Genomic DNA, 21315 nt, shown 5'->3' on the forward strand with positions numbered 1-21315 from the left:
GCCAGCTGGCCACGGTTCGGTACCCGAATTTCTTGACGACCATAGAGCATTGGAACCACCTGATCCCATCCCGAACTCAGTAGTGAAACGATGCATCGCCGATGGTAGTGTGGGGTTTCCCCATGTGAGAGTAGGTCATCGTCAAGATTAAATTCCAGAACCCCTGTTTGCTAACGCAGACAGGGGTTTTGTTTATGTAGAAGTCCATGAATTTCACCGGCACGCTGCTAGCGCAGCGGACTGGTACACAGAATTTCTTGACGACCATAGAGCATTGGAACCACCTGATCCCATCCCGAACTCAGCAGTGAAACGATGCATCGCCGATGGTAGTGTGGGGTTTCCCCATGTGAGAGTAGGTCATCGTCAAGATCCAATTCCAAAACCCCTGTCTGCTAACGCAGACAGGGGTTTTGTCGTTTAGCAGGTATCGATAAGGCTGGTTGCACATTCGCAACTGCTGGCTATCTTCCTGCCCACGTCCCGTTTCCCTGCCACCAGACAGCAGAAAATCTTTCGTTTGCCAGCGGCAGAATCTTTCAATGCTGAACCGTCCGCTTTTACCACTTGTCGGTTTCCCATTCAAAAAGAGGATGTTTCCCACAACTCCTTAATCTTTCACTCCATTTGGCCGAAAGCCTGATGAGCCATGCGTGCACCGAAATAGAGCGGTTTGAAAGTCCGCCTAGACCGTACATGGAATGTTCACCTCTGCACGCTAACCACCCTTTGGCAAAAGAAGTCGATGAAATGAATCTTAAGTTCAGTCATAAAATTCTGTTGGCCGCGTCAGGCGTTGTCGTCCTGGCCTTCGCATTATTCACGCTCTACAACGATTACCTGCAGCGCAGCACCATCAAGCAGAACCTGGAGTCATCTATCCAGCAGTCTGGCGAACTCACCGCCAGCAGTGTGCAGAACTGGCTCAGTGGTCGAATCCTGGTCCTCGAGAGCCTGACGCAAAACCTTGCTCATCAGGGCGGTGCTGCCGATCTCCCTGGGTTGATCGATCAGCCGGCGCTCACCTCGAACTTCCAGTTCACCTATGTAGGCCAGACCAACGGTGTATTCACCCAGCGTCCGGACGCAAAAATGCCCGACGGTTACGACCCCCGTCAGCGTCCTTGGTACAAGCAAGCCGTGGCTGCCGATAAACCCATGCTCACGCCGCCCTATATGGCCGCAGTGGGTGGGCAGATCGTGACTATCGCCATGCCGGTGAAAAAGAACGGTGAACTGCTCGGCGTGGTCGGCGGTGACCTGAGCCTGCAAACCCTGGTCAAGATCATCAACTCGGTAGATTTCGGTGGTATCGGCCATGCGTTCCTGATCAGTGGCGATGGCCAGGTCATCGTCAGCCCTGACCAGGACCAGGTAATGAAAAACCTCAAGGACATCTACCCCGGCACCAGCGTCCGTATTGAGAAGAGTAGCCAGGACGTCGTTCTCAAGGGGCAGGACCGCATCCTGTCGTTTACCCCCATCAGCGGCTTGCCAGGTGCAGACTGGTATATCGGCCTGTCGATCGACAAAGACAAAGCTTACGCACCGCTGGGTAAATTCCGCACTTCCGCGCTGGTCGCTATGTTGATCGCCGTGGTTGCGATCGCCGTACTCTTGAGCCTGTTGATCCAAGTGTTGTTGCGGCCCCTGACTACCATGGGCGTAGCCATGCAGGACATCGCCCAGGGCGAAGGTGACCTGACCCGCCGGTTGGCTGTTACCAGCAAAGATGAGTTCGGAGAAGTCGGCAGTGCGTTCAACCGATTCGTGGAGCGTATCCACGCCTCGATTTCCGAAGTGTCTTCGGCAACACGCCAGGTGCATGACCTGTCCCAGCGCGTGATGGCCTCTTCCAATGCGTCGATCATCGGCTCCGACGAGCAGAGCGCGCGCACCAACAGCGTGGCTGCCGCGATCAACGAACTGGGCGCGGCCACCCAGGAAATTGCGCGTAACGCCGCCGATGCTTCACAGCACGCAAGCGGTGCCAGCGAACAGGCCGACGATGGGCGCAAGGTGGTGGAGCAGACCATCCTGGCGATGTCGCAACTGTCGCAAAAAATCAGCTTGTCCTGCACCCAGATCGAAACCCTGAACGCCAGCACGGATAACATCGGCCACATCCTCGATGTGATCAAAGGTATCTCCCAGCAAACCAACCTGCTGGCACTTAATGCCGCGATCGAAGCGGCGCGCGCCGGAGAGGCCGGGCGTGGTTTCGCTGTGGTCGCCGACGAGGTGCGCAACCTCGCTCACCGTACCCAGGAGTCAGCCGAAGAAATCCACAAGATGATCACTTCGCTGCAAGTGGGTTCGCGTGAAGCAGTGACCACCATGAATGCCAGCCAGGCTTCCAGCGAAGAAAGCGTTGAAGTCGCCAACCAGGCCGGGGAGCGCCTGATCAGTGTGACTCAGCGGATCGTCGAGATCGACGGGATGAACCAGTCCGTCGCGGCGGCCACCGAAGAGCAGACAGCCGTGGTGGAAACCCTCAACGTCGACATCAACCAGATCAACCTGCTGAACCAGCAGGGCGTGGCCAACCTCAACGAAACCTTGAAAGACTGCGATGCACTGTCACAACAGGCCAATCGATTGAAACAACTGGTCGACAGCTTCAAGATCTGACCCGCTGAGTGTGTGTAGGAGCGAGCGGTTTCGCTCCTATTGCTGGCCCAGCAAACGCCGCACATTGTCCAGGGCACTGTCGGCGAAGCCCTGTACAAACGCTTCAAACTCCACCTGTGCGGCGTCCACGGGTTCGGCGATGATGGTCCAGGTCACCCTGGAACATTGCGCCCCAAGTGCTTCCACGTTGATTGCAGCCCACAATCTGGCCACGCCAAGGGTGTTGTAGATCGTGGTCCACGTCATGGACATGGCGTGCTCATCCCGACTGTTGAGTTGCTCCACCACTCGGTGGCCATCGCGAAAAAATTTGGTCCGCAAGGCACCCACACCCGTGCCGGTCATTTCGATGTGCGTCAGGGCGGGAATGAATGCATCAAAACCTGCAAACTCCCCGACCATGCTCCACAGGCAACTGGCAGGGCAGTCGACCACCACAGAGGCGACTATCGGTTGAGCCGTCGGGTTATGGATTAACGTATCGGGTTGCAGCCGTTTCATGAAGTTGTCCTGAAGCCGTTCCAAGAAAGCCGATGGCCTGGAGATAGTTGCAGCCTTTGCCCAACAGCGTCGGGTCTTTTTCCGGGTACTGCTCGCCCATCTGCTGCACACCGCGTCGCGCGCTGTCATGGCAGATCATGGCGGTGTCACCGATGTCGTCGTCCAGCCGGTCGAGATAAAACCCGAGTACGCCAAACAGTGCGTTGCCTTCGCCCACCGTCCGCAGCGCCTGCTGCCAATGCGCCGCGCTCACACGTTCGAACCTGTGCCCCGCGCGGCTGAACGCATCCAGGTAATGCTCCCAGCTCAATGGCTGTGGGTTGTGCAGGTTGAACACACGGCTATCTTCTTGAAACCGCCCGCCGTGAAACGCAATGAAGCGCGCCAGGAAGTCCACTGGCATCAGATCGAAGTTCAAATCCAACCTCGGCATCAGGCCCAGTTGCAGCGAACCCTTGAGCATCAGCATCAAGCGGTTCTTCCGGGGCTGGCAGACACCGTTGCGGCTGTTGAAACTGATATTGCCCGGACGATAGATATTCACCCAGGCGCCTTGTTCGACCGCACGCCCCAGCAGTCGCTCGGCCACCCACTTGGACAGGTTGTAGCCATTCCTGATGTACAGCGGCGGCGTGGCCGCGGCTGGCACTTCAAGCACTTGTCCGAGTGAGTCGACGCTGCTGCAGGCCGAGAGCGTCGAGACAAAGTTGAAGACCTTCTTGCTGCGCGTTTCGCACAAGCGCAGGCATTCGAATATGGGGTCGACGTTATCCCTGGCCAGCGAGGCATAGTCCATCACGTGGTTCACCTGTGCTGCGTTGTGCACCAGCACCCCGAAATCATTGGCGAGGTAGTCATACGCATCGCTGGCCAAACCCAATCGCGGCAGGCTGATATCGGCGGCGAATACCTGGGCTCGGCTCCAGTCCAGGTGTTCCAGGTCGTACTCGCGCAGTGCTTGGGCAAACCGTGTCTTCGCGCAATGCCCCGGCCGTTCGCGCACCAGGCACGCCACCTTTGTTGCACCGCCGGCCAAGAGCGCTTCGACAATATGGACGCCGACGAAGCTGTTGGCCCCCGTCACGATCACTTTGCGCGGGTTGCCTGCGCGGTCCTCATGCAGCGCGTTGACCACCCACTCCCGTTGAGCATCCCGGACCGCCTGGCCAGACGCCATTTCAGGCAGTGCACCCTCCTCCATCAAGGTCGCGAGGGTGCGGATCGTTGGCACTTCAATGAAGTGGCTCAACGCGAAGCTGCGGCCAAATTGCTCGCGGACTTGCAACAGCAGCATCGACAGCAGGATCGAATGGCCGCCCAGATCAAAGAAGCTGTTGTCGATCGACAACCCCGCTGCTGGCAGCGCCAGCAACTCGCCCCACAGGCAACTCAATCGCGCCTGGAGTGGCGTGCGCGCAACAGCGCAAGTGGCCGGCGAAGTGGGATGCCGCGGCAGCGCCAGCAACGCATTGCGGTCGACTTTACCGTGGCTGGAGTGCGGCATGCCTGGTAGCTCAATCCAGTAACCCGGCTGCATGTAATCCGGCAGGTACTGTCGTGCATGCCGCTGCAGAGCCGCCAAGGTCGCACCTTGTTCGGCCTGTGCGACAAAGACGCAGATCCTGCAATCACGGTCGATCACGACGGCCAGCTCGCGAAACAATCGGCTGTTACGCAGGCATTGTTCAATCTCCTGGGGCTCCACTCGAAAGCCGCGGATCTTGACCTGATCATCGCGGCGCCCACCCAGCTCGATTCCATCGGCTGTCCACTGGGCCAGGTCGCCGCTGCGATAGGCCCGCAGCGTCTGGCCGCCTGGCACTGGCAGCTCGATGAACGGGCTGGTGTCCTGCAGTGGGGCGTTGATATACCCCAGGCTTACCCCAGGACCGACGATGTACACCTCGCCCGTCACCCGCTCATCCACCGGTTGCAGGTTTTCATCGAGGATCAGCACCTGGCTGTTGGCGATCGGATAGCCGACGTTGCGATGGCTGTCGCCGAGGCTCAACGTTCGATGCGTGACCAGCACCGTGGTTTCCGTGGGGCCATAGAGGTTGTGCAACTGGCACTGAGTTGCCAGTCGCTCGATTACATAGGGCTCGCAAGCATCACCACCGGTCAGCAGGTGCGTCACGCCCAGAGGGGGGCCAGCGGCAGGAGACTGAGCAGCGCGGGGGGTACAAAGGCGTGGGTCACATGCCGCCGGCGCAGCAGCTCCGCCAATTGATGAGGGTCGCGCCGTTGCTCCTGGCTGGGCACAATCAGCTCTGCACCCGCGATCAGGGCGGGGAAGATATCGATCAATGAAGAATCGAAACTCACGGGCGAAAACTGCAACACACGGCTTCGCTCGTCCAGCGTCATGCATGAGCTGAACCAGGCCGTGAAATGCGCCAGGTTACCTTGGCTGAGCAGCACCCCTTTCGGGTGGCCCGTACTGCCCGATGTAAAAAGGATCATGCATGGCGCATCCATGCAGGGGCGATGGGGCATCAGCGGGGATGCGGTCTCGGCGTTATGCGGGGCCACGGCGCTGACATCCAATGACACGAACTGACTGCGCAAGGGGTGCGAGCCGGCATCCAGCAAGACATTCGCTCCTGCACTTTCGAGCATGGTCTGATGGCGCTGCACGGGTTGGTCAGGTGCCAGTGGCAGGTACACCGCGCCACAACCAAGCAGCGCGAGGAGGCTGGCGTAGAGCTCGATGGACTTTTCCAGGCACACGCCCACAACCGGCGGCGCTTCAAGCGCCGCCAACAAGGGGTGCAATTGCTGCTGGATCGCCATGGCCTGGATATGTAGCTGACGATAGGTGAATGCATGTTCGGCGAAACTCAGCGCCGGCCGCTCGGCGAAAGCCGCCAGGCTGGCCTGCACCCGTTCGATCACTGGTATCTGGGCTTCGCGTATCAATGCGGGGTCCGCCGTCCGGTTGAAGCGATGCGTATACGCCAGCGCCTCCAGCCCATGCAGATCCTGCTCGGCCCAGTCTGTGGCAATCGCACGCGTCGACAGAGACTCGGCGTCCCGCGAGAAGCCACTGACTTGCAATACCACCCAATCCACCAGCGCGTCCGTCGCCTGCGCACGCAGCCGCTGGCCATTGCCACTGGGCTCCTCGGCGATATTCAGCACGGCGGACACACGTCGGTCACGGCCATAGGCGCGCAGTTGCAGCGCGGGCAAGCCGTAATCGGTCAGCGGGCCCACTCCCAGGCGCAGGCTGATGCAGGCTGCTTCTGCGCAGTGGGCCGGCAGCGGCTGGCTACCGTCTTCAATCCAAAGGTCGATGGCTTCATCACCCGAGCCATGCCCGTACTGCTCGAGCATCTGCCTGATAGCGTCCAGCGCCCTGCTGGTACCGCGCCAGCCGATCGTCAGACGTCTCATCTCGACACCGCCAGGTAATCGCCCAGCGCCTGCGCCACGCTCGGCGTGTGCAACAAGCCGCTGTGTTGCAGGAAACCCATGATATTGCCCAGCAATGGATGCTGGCGAGTGATGGGGAACGCCAGTGCCGAGACCTCATCGCGCAGCGCACTGCGCAGGCGTGTGCTGATGTCGAGATGCTCGATCAGGTGCAGGTCGAAATTTTTCTGCAGGTCGTTGGTCAGGTAATGCGCCAGGAACGTGGGCAACACTTTGGCGATATTGTCACGATCATCCGGGCTCGCACCTTGCCAGTAACGCTGTACCAGCCGCGTCCAGAACTGCGCATGGCGGCCCTCGTCAAACAGGTGGTCGGCCATCAGGCCGCGAACGGAGGCTTTGACACGGGTGTCCTTGGAAAACGCTGCCACGTCGTGGGTAACGGTGTTTTCGGCGATCGCCACAGCAATCAACTCCACGGCATCGCGCAGGTGGGCGGGTGCCTGCGCCTGTGCCGCTGGCAATGCGCGGCTCAGTTCGATGTGCTCAGGCAACTCGAGCGGTTGTATGCCGGTCATGGCCACGGTCTGTTGCAGGAAATCCAGCGCGACCAGGGCGTGGTAGTCCTCGTCCACCACGACGGTCATCGCGTCGTAGCGGCAGGCGAGGGGGAAGGGCAGCGCGAAGCGATTCTTGGCAATGCTGCGCGCCGTCTTGTCGACGATTTCGGTCTCGAAGATCACCACGTCGTTGATGAATTTGTAGAAGCTCTGCACCAGCACGAAATCGCGCCATTGCGAGCAATGTTCCACAAAGGTTGCACTGAGTACCATGGGTTGGCGGCACGGCGGATAGATCAGCTTGTCGTCGTTTTCCAGCAGGCGGCGAGGGCGCGTGCGAATGGTTGCACGACGTTCCCAGTCGTCGGCAATGGAGGGGTAATCTGCGCTGTTCATGGACGCACCTCGCGCAGCGAGGCCTGCACCTCGTCCCAAAAGGTGATCCGGCTTTCCACGGCGCCTAGGGCGGCGTTGTTCGCCTGTTGCGGGTAGGTGGGGTCTGCGCCGGCCAGGCGCTCGAGCAACTGCTCGGCGGACCGGCCATGATGCTGGGAGTCCAGTTCGATATGGCGCTCAAGGTAGCCATACAAGGTTGGCGCCTGGCGACGGGTCAGTGCGTCAGCCTGCAGGATGCGTTCGAACATCGCCGGGATGACACACTCGCGGCCATGAAGAAACGCGGCTGCCACACAGTGCGTTGGCGCTCTCAGCGCAATGTCCAATGTGGTGCGCACGAAACGTGCAGCGCCGTCAGGTACGTCGCTCATATGCAAGGCTGTGCTTGCGTCTACACCTTCGCGTTGCAGCGCGACGAAACGGTCGATTGCCGAGGTGCTGGCGCCCACTTCGGCCATGGCCTCCAGGTACAACTCGAAATGGCTGCAATAGCCTTGGCTGGGGTGTTGGTCCGATTCTTCACCCAATACAATTTCGTTGATCAGCCGCGCGGCGTTCGGGTCGGCCGCCGGCAGCCAGGGTATGCGAGTGCAGGTCAGGTCCTGTTGCAGGCGTTTGGTGAGGGTCATGAAGTCCCAAACTGCAAATACATGGAACTCCATAAAACACCGTAACTTACTCAGTGAAATTGTTTCTGCAAATAACGGATGGCAGCATAACTGCCGTTTTTTTTGCTCAAGCAATAGTTGCTGCATGGTTGATGCCTATAAGTTGTTGCGTCTGCTGTTAACACAGCGATGAGCTTTTGTGATCGGCAAAAAATAAAGAGGTAGGTATAAGCCAGGCCGCTGAACCCGGACGGTTTGGCCGTTGATTAAAACGTCTGGTTTATTGGGTGCAGGATAATAATCGGATTAAACACTTTGGCGACACATACAAATGTGTTGGATATTTTTCCAAATAATAGTTGCTGTAAGTTAGTTACTTTAAATAGCGTGAGAAGTTTCTTTGGTACGAACAGGAGCCGTCACCGCCAGGCAGTCAGGCCGATAGATTGTCTTTAAATCGTTGTTGTAACGGGGGGCTTGCTCGACAGGCAGAGCGCCCCGCTTTGGTCGAGGGGCACGCAGGGTGGCAACTCTTATTGCGCGACGTGCTTGCCGGCGGCATCCAGGCCATTGAGGTAGGTGGTGATCACGTGCATCCCGCGCATCAGGTGATTGCGCAACGTCAGGATGCTTTCATCGACTTTTTTCTGCGCCACCAGCCTCAGCAATTCACGGTGGTCTTCCTGAGACGTCTCGCCCAACCCCATCGCCTCAAGGTTGAAACGCAAGAAACGCTCCTCTTCGTTCAACCCATGCTCCACCAGCTTGAGCAACCGCTGGTTGGGGGCCTTGCCATACAGGGCCATGTGAAACAGCCGATTGAGGCGACCAATCTCGGTGTAGTCTTTTTCCTGCTCAAGCGCACAGATGAACGCTTCCGCCTCCGTGATATCGGCGTTGGTCAGCAAGGGGATCGACAAGCGCAATGCTTCAGACTCCAGCAACATCCGCAGCTCATAGGTCTCTGCCGAATTGTCTTCGATCAAGGGTGCAACCACGGCGCCCTTGTGGGTCACCACATGCAACAGCGATTGGGCCTCCAGTTGGCGCAAGGCTTCACGCACCGGCATGCGACTGACCCCGAACAGGCTGGCCAACTCCTGCTGACGCATGGCTGTACCGCAGGGCAGTCGGCCATCGAGGATAGCGTTGCGCAAGGTTTCTTCAATCACGGAACGGGCAAGGTGGGCGGGAATGGGACCGCTGATCTTAATGCTGTTCAAAGGGGTCGGCTTCTGCGTCACGGTTACGCTGTCCTCGTTTATTCGAAGGGTGGTGGCTAATTGGATCCAATGCACACTAGAGGCTGCCCCCAAGCTTGTCAAACGTGCACAGTTTCGGCTTGTAAGCGTTTCAACACGCCGCGCCGGCAGCCCACATCAGGGTTTTCGCGCATCTTACAAGCTGGCGTCAGGTTGCCGCATTGCGACTTATGGATATTCAGTAGCGATATTTAAAGTGTAGTTCTTATATCTACAAAGGCATTCTTCTGTTTGATCCAGCCACCCCCTGTCAGGATTGCGCCCAGTTCACTTTGCGCCGCTGGGCGAGCTGTGCTTCGTGCCCGAAGGCGACACCGACGACCAAGCGGGTAGAAAGCTCCACCGGTGTGTCGTTGGCGTGTACAAGACACTCGGTGTACCCATTACAGGCTGACAAGCGCTGATGTGCTTAGGTCGGACGTGGCCAAACTGTGGGAGCGGGCTTGCTCGCGAAAGCGGTGGGTCGGCACCGAAGATGCTGACTGACACTCTGCATTCGCGAGCAAGCCTGCTTGCACATCAGGTATGCGCTGTTCAGGGACGCGCGCTCGGTGCCGGATTCTGCAAAAACACCACATACCCCCGAAACCACTCACTCCCCTTCAAATACTCCGGTGCTTGCCACTCCCCATCCTGAATCAAGCCAATCTTGAACGGCAGCCCCAGCCGGTTCATCCGTGGCAGATACGCCGCGTAGTCCGGGATGCTATGGCGCCCCTGGTAGGTTTGCACCACCACCTCATCCACCACGCCCTTGAGCTGGGCGATAGCGGCGGGGTCGGCGTTGCTGCTCCAGTCCATCAGGCCGGTGATGCTCAGGCGCAGGTTGGCGGGCAGGCGTTGGCGCAAGTCGCGCAGGAAATCGGCGTATTCATGCAGGTACTGAGTGCGGGCGTCGAAGTCGATCTGGATGCCAACCACCGGGTTGCCCGCGTCGCGCCAACGTTGTACCTGGCCGAGCAATTGGGTGTAGACCCGTTCCGGCCAGTGCAGGGTGTGGGCGCGATACACCACCCATATTTCGCCTTCGGTGATGCGTGGCACGCTGATGCCCTGAGCGATCATCCGTACGCCACGCTCCGGCGCGCGGCGGGTTGAGTTGATCTGGCCCTGGAGGATGTACAGCGTCCTGGCCTGCTTGAGTACCGGCTGGGGCTTGACGCCGCTCCACAGCCAGAAGGCGTCATAGTCGCGGGCGTCGACGGCGGCGAAGGCCGGGCTTGCCAGCAGCAGCAAGCCTAGCCACAGATGTTTCACCAGTAGTACTGCAGCGATTTGCCCCACTGAGTGTCGGCAAAACCACTCTTGAGCTGGCGGAACCAGGCCTTGCGCACGGCAGGCTCGACGTCCTGGCCGCCGCAGCTGTTGTAGCCGGCCGGCGCGTAGCAGTTAATGGCGCGGAACAGTGCGTAGGCCTTGTCGTTCTTCGGGGCCTTGGCATTGCCGATGACCTGTTTGTAACCGTCGAGGCGCGAGAAGGTTTCACCCTTGAAGTCCGATGCGGTGCTGCCCAGGCTGCCAGCGGCGCGCGCCTGTTCCAGCGGCATGCCGTCCAGGTTGTTACGCAGGATGAACTCACCGAGGCAGTTCAGGCCCTGTGGGTTTTTGGCATCGGTCTGCAAGGTGCTGGCGGTTTGCGCGATGCTTGGGCAGGCATAGCCGGATTCAGCTTTGTCGCCGTTCCACTGGAACAGCTTCAAGCTCTGGCTGGCGCTGTAGACATAGCCCAGGCTGGTGCCCAGCTTGTCGTCGGAAGCCTGGGCCGGCAGTTGCTTGAGGTCTTCGGCGAAGGTGGCGAACTGACCATGCAGCAGGTCTTTGTAGAGCAGCACGAATTGCGCGGTCTGGCGCTCCAGCGGATCGCTGGCCTGGGCGATCTGCTGGCGCAGCAGTTCAGGCCCGGCGACATTGCGCAGCAGGATGTAGCGCACTTGCTTGGCGCTGATCGGCGAGTCGCTGGCGAACACCTTGGCCAACTGGCCGCTGCGCTCGTAGTTCATCGCCAGGGCCAGTTCCAGTTGGTCGCGTTGCAGGGGCAATTTTGCCAGCGGCAACAGTTCCAGCCACAGCGCCTCGGCGCCTTTCCAGTCTTGCTTGGCTTCCATCGCCAGGGCGCGCAGGGTCTGCTGGCTGAAGGCGAAGTAATTCAAATTCGACGGCACGCTTTGAGGCAACTGCTTCAAGGCGACGTCCGGCTGATGTTCGATGTACAGCGCGCACACGGCCAGCAAGTAGTCGTAGAGTTGCGGCTCACTGGCGAACACGGCTTTTTGCTTCTCCAGGTCCGCGCGGCTGAGGGCCGGCTGGTTACCGCCGCGCATCACCATCAGGTCGCTGACGAGCTGGATCATCGGGGTCTTGACGGTCGCGCTATTGACCATCAGCAGCTTGAGGTCTGCCTCTTCTATCAACTCGTCTTGCGTCACATTGCGCTGTTCATCGGTCGCCGTCAGTGCCCAGGCGAACGCCTCGGCAAGTTTGGAGTTGTCGTCGGCCAGCCAGTACACCCGACGCAGCAGGCCGTGCGCCGACGCCGCGTATTCGCCCTGTGGATAAGTCTTCAGGTAGGCGTCGAAGCCCTGCTCAGCCGTGGCCAATGCGGGCTTATCCACACGATCCAGGTGCGGTACGCCGTCTTCGTCATAGGTGTCGGCCTGGGCCTGGTTCAGCGCTGTGCGAGCGGTCATATACAGCGCGGTTTCTTTCAGCCAGGGCGACTGGGCATTGCCGGCTTGCGTAAAGCCCCGTGCGGCGTCGGCGAAGCGGCCTCTGTAGAAATCGGCCGCGGCCTGCAAATAGGTGCGAAACAGTTGGCCGTTGGTCGACTGGATCTGCTGCGGTTCAGCCACCACCGGCCCTTCCCAGGTGCAAGCGGTGAGCAATTGCAGGCGCGCATTGGCCAGCACCGAGCGTTCGGCCGAAGGCATGTCGGCCTTCACCACTTGGCGGATAAACGCCGCGGCGCTGTCGTCGTCGTTACTGCGGCAGCGGCTGCCTTCGCCATCGACGAAGGCTTGACCCGCGGTTTTGTACTCCTCGCGCTTGATGCCCAGGGACGTCAGCAGGGTGTCGAGTTCAGTGGTCGGCGAATCGTCCGAGTCGGGCTCAGTCTCTGCGCTGGAGGCTTCAGCGAGGCGATACACCGCAAAGGGCACCGGGCCAAACCCCTGGGACAGGTCATCCTCGCTCAAGGCCTTGGGCGTCAGCGGCGCGGCTTTTTTGTCGGCCAGCAACAGGCGCAGGTTTACCCGACTGTCGTTGCCTGGGCTGAGAAAGGGCTGGTTGCTGCACGGATCAAGGCTGTCACGCGAGACTCGCCAGTCGGGGTAGCACGAGTCGTCGGAGCTGGCCTGGGCCTGCTGGGAAATACCGGCCAGCAGGGCCAGTGCCAGAGGAGGGAGAAAACCGATGCGCATGACGTGTCCTTGATCCTGGGTCCTTGGAGGGCAGCCATCATAGCGTGTTCCTACTCGGGCTTCGGTGAAGCCCTACGCAAATCGTTGATTTGTCTGGTGAACGGTAGTGGCAATTTAACCTTGCTGTCCTAGACTGCGTTGATCTTCAGGGAGAAGCACGCGCATGACGCAGCTAAGCAAATGGATGTTGAGTTTTTTCTGTGTACTGGGTGTGGCAACCACTGCTTTGGCCGCCGATCCGCTGTTGGATCCTCCGCCCACCGCCACCACGGACAGCCAGGCGCGCGGTGTATTGCGCGCCCGCGACCAGGCGATGCTGGCCAGCGAGTTGTCGGGGCGCATCGTCGAGCTGCCGTTCAGCGAAGGTGAGTCATTCAAGCAAGGTGACACCCTGGCGCGCTTCGATTGTTCGGCCTACCAGGCCCAACTCAATGCCGCCTCGGCGGCCAGCCGCGGTGCCGGTGAGGAGCTGGCGCATAACAAGCAATTGGCCGCGCTCAATTCGGTCGGCCGGTTTGAAGTGGCGCGTGCCGACGCCAAGCTCAAGGAGACCCAGGCGCAGTCCCAGGTCTACCAGGTGCAGGTCAAGCGTTGCAGCGTGCTGGCGCCGTATGACGGCCAGGTGGTGCAGCGCAAGGTCCAGCGTTATGAAAGCGTATCGGCCGGCGCGCCGCTGCTGGAAATCGTCGACAACCGCAGCCTGGAGATCCACCTGCTGGTGCCGTCGCGCTGGATGAGCAAGCTCAAGCCCGGCCAGACCTTCAGCTTTACCCCGGATGAAACCGGCCAAGCGCTCAGCGCCACCGTCAAACGCCTGGGCGCACGTATCGACGAAGGCAGCCAGACCCTGCTGCTGGTCGCAACCTTACCCAATGTCAGCGGGTTGATGGCAGGCATGAGCGGTACCGCCCACTTTGTCCAACTGCAATGAACGCACCCATGCCGGGCCATACCGAGCGGGCGTTCGCGCAGTTCCTGACGCTTGAACACCAGACCCGTGCCGCCCGTACCACCGAGCAGTTGGCCTACAGCCTGGTCAACGACAGCCAGCCGTTGTTCGGTTATCGCCATGCGGCGTTGCTGATCACCGGCAAAGTGAGGGCGGTCACGGCGGTGAGCAACGTCGACCCGAATGCGCCGTTTGTGGCCTTCGTCGAGCAGGCCGTGGCGCAATTGCACCAGCAGGCGCTGGGCCAGATCGCCCGCGTGGTGCCGGCCAAGCTATTGAGCGCCCAGGTGCAGGACGACTGGCAAAGCCTGTCGGCCGGTCATGTGTTCTGGTTGCCCCTGATCAACCCGCAAGGGCGTGTGTTCGGTGGTGTGTGGCTGGCGCGGGATACCCCGTGGAGCCCGGCCGAGCAGGTATTGCTGGCGCAGTTTGGCGGCACCTGCAGCCATGCCTGGCTGGCCTTGCAACCGCGCCAGCCGTGGCGGCTGCGCCTGACTCGCAAACGCCAGGTGCTGGTAGTGGGCGCGCTGTTGCTGATGCTGCTGATCCCCGTGCGGCAATCGGTATTGGCGCCCGCCGAAGTGGTGCCGCTGGCCGGGCAGGTGGTGGCGGCGCCGCTGGACGGGGTGATCGCCGAATTCCTGGTCAAACCCAACCAGGCGGTCAAGACCGGCGACCTGTTGCTGCGTTTCGAAAGCACCACGCTCACCGCCCAGGCCGATGTGGCCGCGCGCGCCTTGGGCGTGGCCGAAGCGGAACTCAAGGCCAATGCCCAGCGCGCCTTTGCCGATGCCGAATCCAACTCGCGCATCGACTTGCTGGCCGCGCGGGTCGAACAGAAACGCGCCGAGCGCGACTACGCCCGCGAGCTGCTCAAACGCAGCGAAGTCCGCGCCGAACGCGACGGTATCGCCGTGTTCGCCGATGCCGAGCGTTGGACCGGCAAACCCGTGCAGACCGGCGAGCGCCTGTTGCAGATCGCCGACCCCGGCCAGGCCGAGTTGCGCATCGAACTGGCGGTGGGCGATGCGATCACCCTGGCCCCCAACGCCGAGGTGGCGCTGTTTCTCGACAGCGACCCGTTGCACCGCCACCTCGCGACCCTGCAGCGCGTCGCCTACGAAGCCCAGCCCACGCCGGGCGGGCAACTGGCCTATCGCCTGGATGCAGGGTTCGACGACGCACCGCCGCGTATCGGCCTGCGCGGCACGGCGAAGATCTTTGGCGCGCGCGCGCCGCTCGCCCTGTACCTGCTACGCCGGCCGCTGGCGGCCCTGCGCCAGAGTGTGGGCCTGTGACGAGCCTGCCCCCGCTGCGCGAAGACCTGCAATTGTCCACTGCTGGCGCGGCCCTGGATGGTTCGCCGCGCTGGACCCTGGCCGACCCGGTCCGTGGGCGTTACTTCAAGCTGGGCGCCACCGCCATTCGCCTGTTGCGCCACTGGGCCCTGGGCGATTCGGAAAAGGTCCTGCACGCCGCCAACCGCGAGCCGGGCTTGCCCTTGGGCGCCAGCGAGGTGGACGAGTTGCTGAGCTTTTTGCGCGCCCACGACCTGATCGCCGCGCTCGACCCGCAACAACGTGCCAGCTACCTCTACAAGGCGGCCGCCCAGAAGCAAAGCCTGGGCAAAGCCCTGCTGCACCAATACCTGTTTTTCCGCATCCCATTGTGGCGCCCCGACGCGTTCCTCACCCGCGCATGGCCATGGCTGGCGCGTTTTGGTCCAGGGTTATTGCGCTACGGCTTGCCCATCATCCTGTGCCTGGGTGTGTATCTGGTGGCGCGGGACTGGCAGCGCTTCCTCGCCACTTTCCCGCATCTGTTCAGCCTGGGGGGCGCCCTGGCCTTCGGCACTGCGTTGTTCTTCGCCAAGCTGTGCCATGAGTTCGGCCATGCCTTCATGGCCAAGCGCGCGGGGTGCCGGGTACAGAGCATGGGCGTGGCATTCATGGTGCTGCTGCCGATGTTCTACACCGACGTCAGCGATGCCTGGCGAGTCAATGATCGTCGCGCACGCTTGTTGATCGGTGCCGGCGGGGTGATGGCCGAACTGCTGCTGGCCTGCGTCGCCCTGCTGGCCTGGTCATTGCTGCCGGACGGCCCCGCGCGCACGGCGGCGTTCATGTTGGCCAGTGCCACGTGGCTGACCACCCTGGCGATCAACCTCAACCCCTTCATGCGCTTTGATGGTTATTTTTTGATCAGCGACTTATGGGAGGTGGATAACCTGCAAGGCCGCGCCTTTGCCCTGTGCCGCTGGCGCCTGCGCGAGTGGTTGTTCGGCTATGGCGAGCCGGCGCCGGAGCACTGGTCGCCGGCAATGCAGCGGCGGCTGTTGTGGTGGGGCTACCTGGCGTGGTTGTGGCGCGCGGCGTTGTTCCTGGGGATTGCCCTGGCGGTGTACCACTTGTTTTTCAAGGTGTTGGGCATCTTTCTGATGCTGGTGGAATTGATGTGGTTCATCTTCCTGCCGATCTTCAGGGAGTGGCGCCAATGGTGGAGCCGTCGTGGCCAGGCCCATACCCCGCGCGTGGTGCTGACAGGCCTGGGCCTGTCGTTGGTGGCGCTGGCGCTGGTGTTGCCGTGGCGCAGCGCCGTCGAGGTGCCGACCATGCTTGAAGCCGGGCGTGCCAGTGCCCTGCATGCGCCGGTGGCGGCACGGGTCAAGGCGTTGCGGGTGACGGACGGGCAAACGGTGAGCCAGGGGCAGGTGCTTATCGAACTGGAATCCCCCGACTTGGACGCCCGGCAAAGTATCGTGCGCCGCGAAGTGCAGATCCTGCAATTGCAGATGCGCCGTCAGGCTGGGCGCAGTGAAACGGCGGCCGACGCCGGCATCAACGACCAACGACTGTCCCAGGCCCTGGCTGAATACCGTGGCCTTGCCGCCCAGCGCGAGCGCCTGCTGCTGCGCGCGCCCCATGCCGGCACCGTACGCGATGTGCTCCCGCAATTGAGCCTGGGCCGCTGGCTGTCGCCCAAGGATGCGCTGGTGCAAGTGGTGGAAGACGGCGCGCGCCTGCGCGGCTACGTGGCCGAAGCCGATCTGTGGCGCGTGGCACCCGGAGCCAGCGGGCGTTTTATCGCCGATGACCCGATGCACGCCGCCGTCGCGGTGGAGCTCACCGACATCGACGCCAACGGCGTGGCCTACCTGGATCAAGAGGCCTTGGCCTCCGATCACCATGGGCCGATTGCCGTGCGCCGTGACGAAAACCAGCGCGCGACGCCGGTGCAGGCCCAATACGGTGTGCGCTTGAGCAGTGTGCAATCGATCCAGACTCCCCGGCAGCCGCTGCGCGGCGTGGTGGTGTTGCAAGGGCGCAGCGAGTCGGTGCTGGGCGCGACCTGGCGGCGAGCGGCGGCCCTGGGGGTCAGGGAAAGCGGGTTCTGACAGGAGTTGAATGCGATGCTGGATAAGGATGGTGCCCTGGCCCAGGGCCTGGTGGTGCGCCCGTCACGCCACACCGATGGGCCGTTTTTGCACGACCTCTACCGCTCGGCGCGGGCGGACCTGCAGTGGATCGATGGCGAGCAGGCGCTGGTGGAGGAGGTCATCGCCCAGCAGTTTAGGGTGCAGGAAAGCGGCATGGACGAGCACTTTCCCGGTGCCCTGCATTACGTCGTCGAAAAGCTCGGCACACCCATCGGCGCCTTGAGTGCCGACTTCGGTTCCAATGAAATTCGCGTGTTGTACCTGGCATTCATCCCCGCCGCTCGAAACCAGGGTTTTGGCCGGGCGGTACTGCATGGCGTGCAACGGGCCGCGCAGCAGGTGGGTTGCCCGGTGGCCACGGTCGTCTGGGCGAGCAACCCCCATGCGCGCCAGCATTACCTGGCGCTGGGGTTTCGAGTGGAGGAACAGACGCCCGCCGCGCAGCGGCTGGTGTGGTACCCGTCTCAGTTGAATACGATGCAGAAGTAGCCGTGCTGCTCGTCACGACCCATGGCCGGTTCGCGGGACACAAAGACGTGTTCCAGGCAGGTGTCCGCCAGCGGCAGGCGGCATAGGCCATCGACGAAATCGGTAGGCTCCAGGCTGTGGAGCAACACCCTGAACGCCTCGCGCGAGCCGCCTGGCACGTTGGCGTTGGGCGCATCACTCAAGTGTCGAATCTGCACCGGCAGCGCCGAACCGTCGGGCAGGTAAAGCACGTGGGTATGGTTCAGCAAGGGCCGAAAATGCTCGAGGGTCACCAGGTTCAACATAGGAGGGCTCCGCTTCAAGTACGCCGAGGCCCCGGGGCCTCGGCCAGGTGCAGGTGTCAGCTGCGTGGTGGAAAGATGCCGTTCAGCGCAATGCTGAAGTTGATCGCCAGGAACGGATTCATCGTGCCCATGGGCAGGCCCTGGCCCGCGGGCGCAAGGGTCCCCGTCAGCGTGGTGTTGACGCCTTGCAGCGTCACCGGGTTGGCACCCTGCTGGTCGGAGTAGATGGTGGCGCTGCCCGGCCCTGGCCCGGATGCGCCGATAAATGCGCGGGTGGCGGTAGGCGTGCTCACCGGGTTGCTGGCGACGCTGGTCAATTGCACGGAGGTACTGGCGGCGAGTGTTGCCGTGCCGTGAGTATGGTTGGGCAGGTTGGCCAGGGTGGCGGTGACGCTTTCGGTACCGGCGAACTCACCGATGATCCGTGGCGTCAGCCCCGCACCGTTGCCTTGGCCGATGGGCAGCCGGCCTTGCAGGTCCGGCAGCTTGAACGTTTGCACGCCATCGCCGCCGTAAGTCACGCTCAGCAGGGCGAACAGCGCCTGGAACTGGCTGATGGAAAGGGTCTGACCGGCGCACAAGGACCAGTCTCTGGGGGCGAAATTAAACGCAAAGGGTTGGATCGTGCCGATGAATACTTCCATGGATCGTTCATCCTTGTATGGCTTTACGGGGTGTGACACCAGTCGATTGGCGTCATCGCAGAGCGTAGACGCAGCTTTTGAGTGCTGCAGGACGGTTGCGAAACAGCGAGCGAAAACGGAGCGTTTGTCCTAGAGTGGCGCTTGTTTGTGCATGCGCAGTTTTTGCCCCGGAAACGGGCAATAGCAGGGGAATTGAGGTGCGACGGTCTGTAGTGGAACAAGACGAAAAGGCGGGCACCATTGCCGCGTTCACAGGTGCCTGGGCCGGTGCCGGCTGGCTCAGCCGGTTGTGGTGGCTACCGATCCTGGGCTTGGCCGTGGCCGTGCGTTTTTATGGCCTGACCGCTACGGCGATCTGGGACGACGAAGGCTCCAGCCTGCTGCTCAGTGAGTACGCCTCTGACGACCTGTGGTTTCACGCGGCCCACGATGTACACCCGCCGCTGTATTTTTTCATGCTGCGCGGTTGGATCGCGCTGTTTGGTGATGGGATCTGGTCGATTCGCGGCATGAGCGCGATCCTCGGCGTGGTGGTCGTGGGCCTGGGTGCCCGGCTCACTCGTCAGCTGTCGACCCCACGTGCGGCCGTACTGGCGGGCGTGCTGCTGGCGCTGATGCCCACGGCGGTGCGCTACAGCCAGGAAGTGCGCATGTATACCTTGTTGGGTGTGTGGCTGCTCGGCGCCACGCTGGCGCTGGTGTACTGGGTGCGTCAACCCACACGCACGCGCTATCTGGCGGCGTATGTGTTGCTGATGAGTGCCGGTTTTTATACCCATTACTTCACTGCCTTTTGCGTGCTAGTGCACTGGGCCTGGCTGGGGGTGTTATGTGCGACACAACCGCCGGGCCAGCGCGTGATCACACACCACCACTGGTGGCTGGCCAACGCCGCTATCGTGTTGCTGTACCTGCCCTGGCTGCCAAGCCTGCTGGACCTGGTGCAGCATGCCGACCAGCTCAAGGTCGGCGGCGACATTGGCTGGGAAGACCCGGTCAGCGTGTTCTCCTTTCCGTCGATGATCTGGCAATTCTTGCTTGAGGACGAGGGCGTGGACTTCTGGGGGCCGCTCTTCTGGTTGTTCCCGTTGCTGTGGGTTGCGGTGTTGGGCGTCACCGTCTGGCATGATCGCAAGCCTTATCGCCCGGCCGCGTTATTGGCGCTGCTGTTCCTGTTGCCGCTGTTGCTGGTGTACGGGGTGTCGTTTATCTCGTCGGTGTTTACTGAGCGTTACCTCACCGTCTACGCCCTGGCCCTGCCGATGCTGGTGGCAGTGGCCATCGACCGTTTGCCATCGCGCCTGTCGCTGCTGGGGGGGGCGCTGTTTGTGGCGTTCGTCGGTGTGGAATTGCTGGGGTTGAAGAACGTTTTTAACGTGGACGAGCACGACCAATTCAACGTGCCGGTCGAGTTCGTCAACCGCAATTACCAGGAAGATGACCGCATCGTCCTCAGCGACATGATGTGGTACCTCAGCTACGTGTATTACGACCAGACCGACGCCCAGTTGCAGCTCTACACCCCACCCAAGCCTGACGGCACCTCCACCCGGCCGAACGCTTACGGTTTCGGCACGCTGGTGGACCAGGACGGCGGTCGCCTTTACCTTGACCGCTTGTCGCAATTACCGGCCGAGACGCGCCGCGTCTGGCTGATCAGCAGCACCGATCAACCGGACGAATTCGCACCTCTGCCAGCGGATTGGCGGCTGATTACCCAACAGGACGGGGGCGGCGCCAGGGCGCGCCTCTACGTGCTATGTCATGGGCCAGCGCTTTTGCAGGCGCAAGGCTGTCGCTAATAACCGTTCGTTATGAGGGCAGTATCAAAATAGTGGCACCTGCCCGCTGGTTGTGTGGTTCATCCTCAGCTACGCTTCGCCTGCAAATGGATGTTGTCCTATAAAAAATGGTGAAGGGATGCAGTATCACTTTATCTCTGGCTTGCCCCGTTCGGGCTCGACCCTGCTCTCTGCAATCCTGTTGCAGAACCCCCGTTTTCACGCGGGTATGACCAGCCCCGTCGGCTCACTGTTCAGCAGCGTCCTGCAGCAATGCAGTGCCGGCAGCGAGTTTGGTTCGGTGATCGATACCCAACTGCGGCGGCGTCTGTTGCGCGGGCTCTTCGATTCCTACTACGCCGATAAGTCCGATAAACCCGTCATTTTCGATACCAATCGCCAGTGGTGCGCGCGCTTGCCTGCTTTGCAGGACCTGTTTCCCCAGGCCAAGACCATCGCCTGTGTGCGCAATGTCGCCTGGGTGCTCGACAGCCTGGAACGCCTGTACCGCGCCAACCCGTTCGAGAACACCAAGCTGTTCAACGACGATGACGAGCGCAACACCGTGTACAGCCGTTGCGAGACCCTGGCCCAGCGTAATCGCCTGGTCGGCTTTGCCTGGACGGCGCTCAAAGAAGCTTATTACGGCGAGAACGCCGAGTCGCTGTTGATCATCGACTACGACCTGCTGAGCCAAGCCCCGGAGCGGGTGATGCGGCTGGTCTATGAGTTCATCGGCGAGCCCTGGTTCGAACACGATTTCAACAACCTGATCTACGACGCGCCGGCCTTTGATCAGGCGCTCGGCGTTGCCGGGCTGCACAAGGTCAAGCCCAAGGTCGCGCCACAGGCACGGCGAACCCTGCTGCCACCGGACCTGTTTGAAAAGTATGCCGAGTTGTCGTTCTGGTGCGATGGGTCTGCCAGTGCGGCCAATGTCATTCGTATGAAAACCGACGCTGCAATCAGCTGACCACGGTTTT

At 61.4% G+C, this 21315-nt stretch carries 15 protein-coding genes, 2 rRNA genes and 1 pseudogene; 9 read left to right on the plus strand and 9 right to left on the minus strand.

All coding sequences use genetic code 11. The features are described 5' to 3' along the window. Window positions 1-31: 31 nt before the first annotated feature. The 3 genes from rrf (AB4O05_RS05515) (at window position 32) to AB4O05_RS05525 (ending at window position 2631) form a co-directional block, all read left to right on the plus strand. Window positions 32-147: ribosomal RNA gene (gene rrf, locus AB4O05_RS05515) — 5S ribosomal RNA — on the plus strand. Window positions 148-256: 109 nt separating this feature from the next. Then, window positions 257-372 (plus strand): 5S ribosomal RNA (gene rrf, locus AB4O05_RS05520). A 378-nt stretch (window positions 373-750) separates the two neighbouring features. Further along, the gene (locus AB4O05_RS05525) at window positions 751-2631 is read left to right on the plus strand and encodes a methyl-accepting chemotaxis protein (RefSeq protein WP_460132423.1); all 1881 of its coding nucleotides are present in this window, start codon (window positions 751-753) and stop codon (window positions 2629-2631) included. A 36-nt stretch (window positions 2632-2667) separates the two neighbouring features. Here the strand turns inward: AB4O05_RS05525 and AB4O05_RS05530 are convergent, their stop codons facing one another. The 7 genes and pseudogenes from AB4O05_RS05530 to AB4O05_RS05560 form a co-directional block, all read right to left on the minus strand. Then, window positions 2668-3132 carry an SRPBCC family protein gene (locus AB4O05_RS05530; protein ID WP_460132422.1) on the minus strand — a complete coding sequence of 155 codons (465 nt, stop codon included), beginning with the start codon at window positions 3130-3132 and terminating at the stop codon, window positions 2668-2670. Then, a pseudogene (locus AB4O05_RS05535) lies at window positions 3098-6528 on the minus strand (amino acid adenylation domain-containing protein). Before AB4O05_RS05535 ends, AB4O05_RS05530 begins: the two are co-directional and overlap by 35 nt. Then, the gene (locus tag AB4O05_RS05540) at window positions 6525-7463 is read right to left on the minus strand and encodes a diiron oxygenase (protein WP_460132420.1); all 939 of its coding nucleotides are present in this window, start codon (window positions 7461-7463) and stop codon (window positions 6525-6527) included. Before AB4O05_RS05540 ends, AB4O05_RS05535 begins: the two are co-directional and overlap by 4 nt. Further along, entirely contained in the window at window positions 7460-8218 is a 759-nt protein-coding gene (locus tag AB4O05_RS05545; protein ID WP_460132418.1) for a DUF3050 domain-containing protein, read from the minus strand. Before AB4O05_RS05545 ends, AB4O05_RS05540 begins: the two co-directional genes overlap by 4 nt. Window positions 8219-8604: 386 nt before the next feature. Next, complete coding sequence (locus AB4O05_RS05550; protein ID WP_460132417.1) at window positions 8605-9315, minus strand: GntR family transcriptional regulator; 711 nt, start codon at window positions 9313-9315, stop codon at window positions 8605-8607. A gap of 552 nt (window positions 9316-9867) precedes the next feature. Continuing rightward, window positions 9868-10590, minus strand: a complete 723-nt coding sequence (locus AB4O05_RS05555; RefSeq protein ID WP_460132415.1) for a DUF3142 domain-containing protein — start codon at window positions 10588-10590, stop codon at window positions 9868-9870. Next, complete coding sequence (locus tag AB4O05_RS05560) at window positions 10587-12749, minus strand: outer membrane assembly lipoprotein YfiO (RefSeq protein WP_460132413.1); 2163 nt, start codon at window positions 12747-12749, stop codon at window positions 10587-10589. The genes AB4O05_RS05555 and AB4O05_RS05560 overlap by 4 nt, the downstream gene beginning before the upstream one ends. Window positions 12750-12933: 184 nt before the next feature. On the opposite strand from AB4O05_RS05560, the gene AB4O05_RS05565 reads away from it, so the two are divergent. From AB4O05_RS05565 to AB4O05_RS05580, 4 genes are read left to right on the plus strand one after another with little or no spacing between them, the layout of a single operon-like run. Then, window positions 12934-13680 carry an efflux RND transporter periplasmic adaptor subunit gene (locus tag AB4O05_RS05565; RefSeq protein WP_460137665.1) on the plus strand — a complete coding sequence of 249 codons (747 nt, stop codon included), beginning with the start codon at window positions 12934-12936 and terminating at the stop codon, window positions 13678-13680. Beyond that, window positions 13677-14996 (plus strand): efflux RND transporter periplasmic adaptor subunit, encoded by a 1320-nt coding sequence (locus tag AB4O05_RS05570; RefSeq protein WP_460132412.1) that lies wholly within the window; start codon window positions 13677-13679, stop codon window positions 14994-14996. The genes AB4O05_RS05565 and AB4O05_RS05570 overlap by 4 nt, the downstream gene beginning before the upstream one ends. Then, entirely contained in the window at window positions 14993-17092 is a 2100-nt protein-coding gene (locus AB4O05_RS05575) for an efflux RND transporter periplasmic adaptor subunit (protein WP_460132410.1), read from the plus strand. Before AB4O05_RS05570 ends, AB4O05_RS05575 begins: the two co-directional genes overlap by 4 nt. 15 nt (window positions 17093-17107) lie before the next feature. Then, window positions 17108-17623: a GNAT family N-acetyltransferase gene (locus AB4O05_RS05580; protein ID WP_460132409.1), complete on the plus strand. Its 516-nt coding sequence runs from the start codon at window positions 17108-17110 to the stop codon at window positions 17621-17623. Here AB4O05_RS05580 and AB4O05_RS05585 read toward each other — a convergent pair. Together AB4O05_RS05585 and AB4O05_RS05590 are read right to left on the minus strand one after the other, a co-directional pair. Then, complete coding sequence (locus AB4O05_RS05585) at window positions 17599-17907, minus strand: hypothetical protein (protein WP_460132407.1); 309 nt, start codon at window positions 17905-17907, stop codon at window positions 17599-17601. The genes AB4O05_RS05580 and AB4O05_RS05585 overlap by 25 nt on opposite strands. 56 nt (window positions 17908-17963) lie before the next feature. Beyond that, window positions 17964-18551 (minus strand): phage tail protein, encoded by a 588-nt coding sequence (locus AB4O05_RS05590; RefSeq protein ID WP_460132405.1) that lies wholly within the window; start codon window positions 18549-18551, stop codon window positions 17964-17966. A gap of 197 nt (window positions 18552-18748) precedes the next feature. On the opposite strand from AB4O05_RS05590, the gene AB4O05_RS05595 reads away from it, so the two are divergent. Next, window positions 18749-20353: a glycosyltransferase family 39 protein gene (locus tag AB4O05_RS05595; protein WP_460132404.1), complete on the plus strand. Its 1605-nt coding sequence runs from the start codon at window positions 18749-18751 to the stop codon at window positions 20351-20353. Window positions 20354-20471: 118 nt separating this feature from the next. Beyond that, on the plus strand, window positions 20472-21305 hold the full coding sequence (locus AB4O05_RS05600) for a sulfotransferase family protein (protein ID WP_460132402.1): 834 nt from the start codon (window positions 20472-20474) through the stop codon (window positions 21303-21305). Window positions 21306-21315 lie beyond the last annotated feature (10 nt).

The organism is Pseudomonas sp. S1_G07 (genome assembly GCF_054668565.1).

Excerpts from the sequence above, each read along its gene's own strand:
- AB4O05_RS05530 (WP_460132422.1), bottom strand. The coding sequence starts at position 3,132 with ATGAAACGGCTGCAACCCGATACGTTAATCCATAACCCGACGGCTCAA.
- AB4O05_RS05600 (WP_460132402.1), top strand. The coding sequence starts at position 20,472 with ATGCAGTATCACTTTATCTCTGGCTTGCCCCGTTCGGGCTCGACCCTG.
- AB4O05_RS05580 (WP_460132409.1), top strand. The coding sequence starts at position 17,108 with ATGCTGGATAAGGATGGTGCCCTGGCCCAGGGCCTGGTGGTGCGCCCG.
- AB4O05_RS05565 (WP_460137665.1), top strand. The coding sequence starts at position 12,934 with ATGTTGAGTTTTTTCTGTGTACTGGGTGTGGCAACCACTGCTTTGGCC.
- AB4O05_RS05525 (WP_460132423.1), top strand. The coding sequence starts at position 751 with ATGAATCTTAAGTTCAGTCATAAAATTCTGTTGGCCGCGTCAGGCGTT.
- AB4O05_RS05590 (WP_460132405.1), bottom strand. The coding sequence starts at position 18,551 with ATGGAAGTATTCATCGGCACGATCCAACCCTTTGCGTTTAATTTCGCC.
- AB4O05_RS05585 (WP_460132407.1), bottom strand. The coding sequence starts at position 17,907 with ATGTTGAACCTGGTGACCCTCGAGCATTTTCGGCCCTTGCTGAACCAT.
- AB4O05_RS05570 (WP_460132412.1), top strand. The coding sequence starts at position 13,677 with ATGAACGCACCCATGCCGGGCCATACCGAGCGGGCGTTCGCGCAGTTC.
- AB4O05_RS05540 (WP_460132420.1), bottom strand. The coding sequence starts at position 7,463 with ATGAACAGCGCAGATTACCCCTCCATTGCCGACGACTGGGAACGTCGT.
- AB4O05_RS05545 (WP_460132418.1), bottom strand. The coding sequence starts at position 8,218 with ATGCAGCAACTATTGCTTGAGCAAAAAAAACGGCAGTTATGCTGCCAT.
- AB4O05_RS05560 (WP_460132413.1), bottom strand. The coding sequence starts at position 12,749 with ATGCGCATCGGTTTTCTCCCTCCTCTGGCACTGGCCCTGCTGGCCGGT.